Source organism: Pseudomonas sp. F220 (assembly GCF_057813935.1).
This window is the reverse complement of record NZ_JBVASJ010000088.1, coordinates 1-2,371: the sequence shown is the minus strand read 5'-3', so window position 1 is coordinate 2,371 and position 2,371 is coordinate 1. Positions and strand designations below refer to the sequence as shown.

Genomic DNA, 2,371 nt, shown 5'->3' with positions numbered 1-2,371 from the left:
GTAACTGATCCATAAACCCCACCTATCCAAACAGGCGGCGCCTGAGGTGGGGAGGAATCAAATCATGCCGGCGCGGAGGCCGTTCGCGGCGCAGCTACTTCATTTTTTGTGGCTTGATATCCACCACCGTTCCTGCCTGTACGTTTTTGATCGGTGAAAGCAAGTGCGGCGAAATATTCCAACGCTGGCCGGTGTCGGTTACCACTGTGACGGTCTTGCGGTTGAACTTCATGACGGTACCGGACAGGCGCTCACCACTGGGTGAGTCGAAGCTTACCCGTGCTCCTGGATGGAACTGCATCATCGATTTATGAGCTTCCAACGACTCCAGCATCTTCAGTCGTTCGATAATGTGATGATTCAATGTCACTAACTCATCGACACTCAGATGATCAATATTGATACTCATGATGCCCTCCAATTCCAGGGTAGTAGCGCCTCAACGTCTTCAACCGACTCAGCCTGCGGTAATCGCTCCAGTACATGGCGCAGCCACGTATAGGGCTCTTGGCCGTTTGCCTTGGCGGTCTCGACCAGGCTGTAGATCTGCGCACTGGCTGCGGCGCCCTTGGGCGTATCGCTGAATAGCCATGCTTTGCGACCGATCACAAACGGTTTGATTGCTCTTTCGGCGGCATTGTTGTCAATCGGTAAAAAGCCAGCCTCTATATAACGCTCCAGCCGGTTCCAGTTACTGGCCAGATAATTGACCGCTTTACCCAAGGCGCTTTGCATAGTGACCTGCGGTTGAGTTTTCTCCAGCCAATTTTTTAACTGGCTGAGCACCGGCAAGCTCTGTTCCTGTCGACCGGCAAAGCGCTGTTCATCTGTCATCTCTTTCAACCCACGCTCGATGCCGTACAACTTGTTGATCATCGTCAGCGCAACATCGGCTCGACCGACTTTGCCCTTGGGCTGCACTTTTTGCGCATCTACGAATTTGCGCCGTACATGGGCCATGCAGGCCAAACGCTCGATACCCGGCTGCGCGCCCAAAGCGTTATAGCCGGCGTAATCATCGGTCATCAGATAGCCGCGATAGTCGGCGAGCAGCCGCAACGGAACCTCCTGCGCTCGGCTGGTGGTGTAGTCAAACAGGATGACTGGGCGCTCCGGTGGGCCACTGGCTTGTACCCACATCCAGGATTGGCTGGTCGGGTCTCGGTTTGGCTCTTTCAGCACCTGCACCCGCGTTTCATCGCAGTGAACAATCGGACTCTCCAGTAACCGATCACGCATCAGATTCAGCAGTGGCTGGAAGTGTTCGCAGCACTGGATCACCCAGCGCGCCAAGGTTTGACGCGGGATATCGACACCGTGACGAGCGAGGACTTTTTCGAAACGGTGCAGCGGCAGGCCATCGACGTACTTGGTGGTCAGCAGCATCGCCAATACGCTGGGGCTGGCCATGCTTTTTTCGATCAGTTGCGCGGGTTTGTCGGCGGTGACCGGTGCTGTTTCGCAGCCTCGGCAGCCGTAGACCTTGCGGATATGTTTGATCACCCGGATCTGCATCGGCACGATCTCCAGCTGTTCGCTGGTTTCTTCACCGATGGCGTGTTTGCGGCAACCGCAAGCGCAGGTCAGTTCGTGCTCGGAGAGTTCGTGGATGACCTCGATGCGTGGCAAGTCAGCCGACAGTGGCTTGCGTTTGCCGCGGCGCTTGGTCGGGGCGACAGCTTCTTCGTCAGCTTCAACGGGCGCTGGCGTGTCGAGACTTTCGGCTTCATTAAACAGCAGCAGTTGTGGCGTCGCCGGATCAGCGGTTTGCTCTGACTTGCGCCCGAACAGGCGCTGACGAAGTAGCGCATTCTCTTCTTCAAGAAGAACGACCTTCGACTGCATCTGAGCAAGTAATTGCTTGAGCGCAGCCAGGTCATCGGGAAGGTTGTCGGGCATGGAAATCATGGCCCGGATTATACCCAATCAAGCAACAAATCGTGGCGTCAAAACCTGATGCGGACGGTTGCGCCAGAGGTCAAAACCGTCGAGCAGCCAGTTCAGTTCCTGAACCGTCAGCACGATGGCTTCGTCGGTGGCATCGGGCGAGGTTTTGAAACGCTCGGACTCTAGGCGCTTGAGCCAAAGGCAAAAGCCGTTGCGCTCCCAATAGAGGATTTTCACCCGATTACGGGGGCGATTCAGAAAAACAAAAAGTACCGGGTCGAATACCGCTACCTTGATATCCAGCTCGACCAGGGCCGCGAGGCCGTCTATGGACTTTCGAAAGTCCACGGGCTTGGGGTAGAGGTAGACTTTTTCCACTTTTGCATCGGGTCGCATCATGAGGTGCTGGCTCCTGAAAGAGTTCGGGAGCACAGCATTGAGGATCAACTGGCGGCTTTGAAGGTGTAGGTGATGGATCGCTTAC

The 2,371-nt window shown here is 55.7% G+C and carries 3 protein-coding genes; all 3 read right to left on the bottom strand.

Annotated features, from left to right (window positions below; translation table 11 throughout):
* Nucleotides 1–94 precede the first annotated feature (94 nt).
* The 3 genes from ACZYSM_RS29050 to tnpB are packed head-to-tail and all read right to left on the bottom strand — an operon-like array spanning nucleotide 95 to nucleotide 2,286.
* Nucleotides 95–409: a hypothetical protein gene (locus ACZYSM_RS29050; protein WP_489077096.1), complete on the bottom strand. Its 315-nt coding sequence runs from the start codon at nucleotides 407–409 to the stop codon at nucleotides 95–97.
* On the bottom strand, nucleotides 406–1,908 hold the full coding sequence (tnpC, locus tag ACZYSM_RS29045) for an IS66 family transposase (protein ID WP_489077094.1): 1,503 nt from the start codon (nucleotides 1,906–1,908) through the stop codon (nucleotides 406–408). The genes ACZYSM_RS29050 and tnpC overlap by 4 nt, the downstream gene beginning before the upstream one ends.
* Before the next feature lie 18 nt (nucleotides 1,909–1,926).
* Nucleotides 1,927–2,286: an IS66 family insertion sequence element accessory protein TnpB gene (gene tnpB, locus ACZYSM_RS29040; RefSeq protein ID WP_489077092.1), complete on the bottom strand. Its 360-nt coding sequence runs from the start codon at nucleotides 2,284–2,286 to the stop codon at nucleotides 1,927–1,929.
* Nucleotides 2,287–2,371 lie beyond the last annotated feature (85 nt).

What these genes read in the sequence shown, in the direction of transcription:
- ACZYSM_RS29050 (WP_489077096.1), bottom strand. Translation starts at nt 409, where the DNA reads ATGAGTATCAATATTGATCATCTGAGTGTCGATGAGTTAGTGACATTG.
- tnpC (WP_489077094.1), bottom strand. Translation starts at nt 1,908, where the DNA reads ATGATTTCCATGCCCGACAACCTTCCCGATGACCTGGCTGCGCTCAAG.
- tnpB (WP_489077092.1), bottom strand. Translation starts at nt 2,286, where the DNA reads ATGATGCGACCCGATGCAAAAGTGGAAAAAGTCTACCTCTACCCCAAG.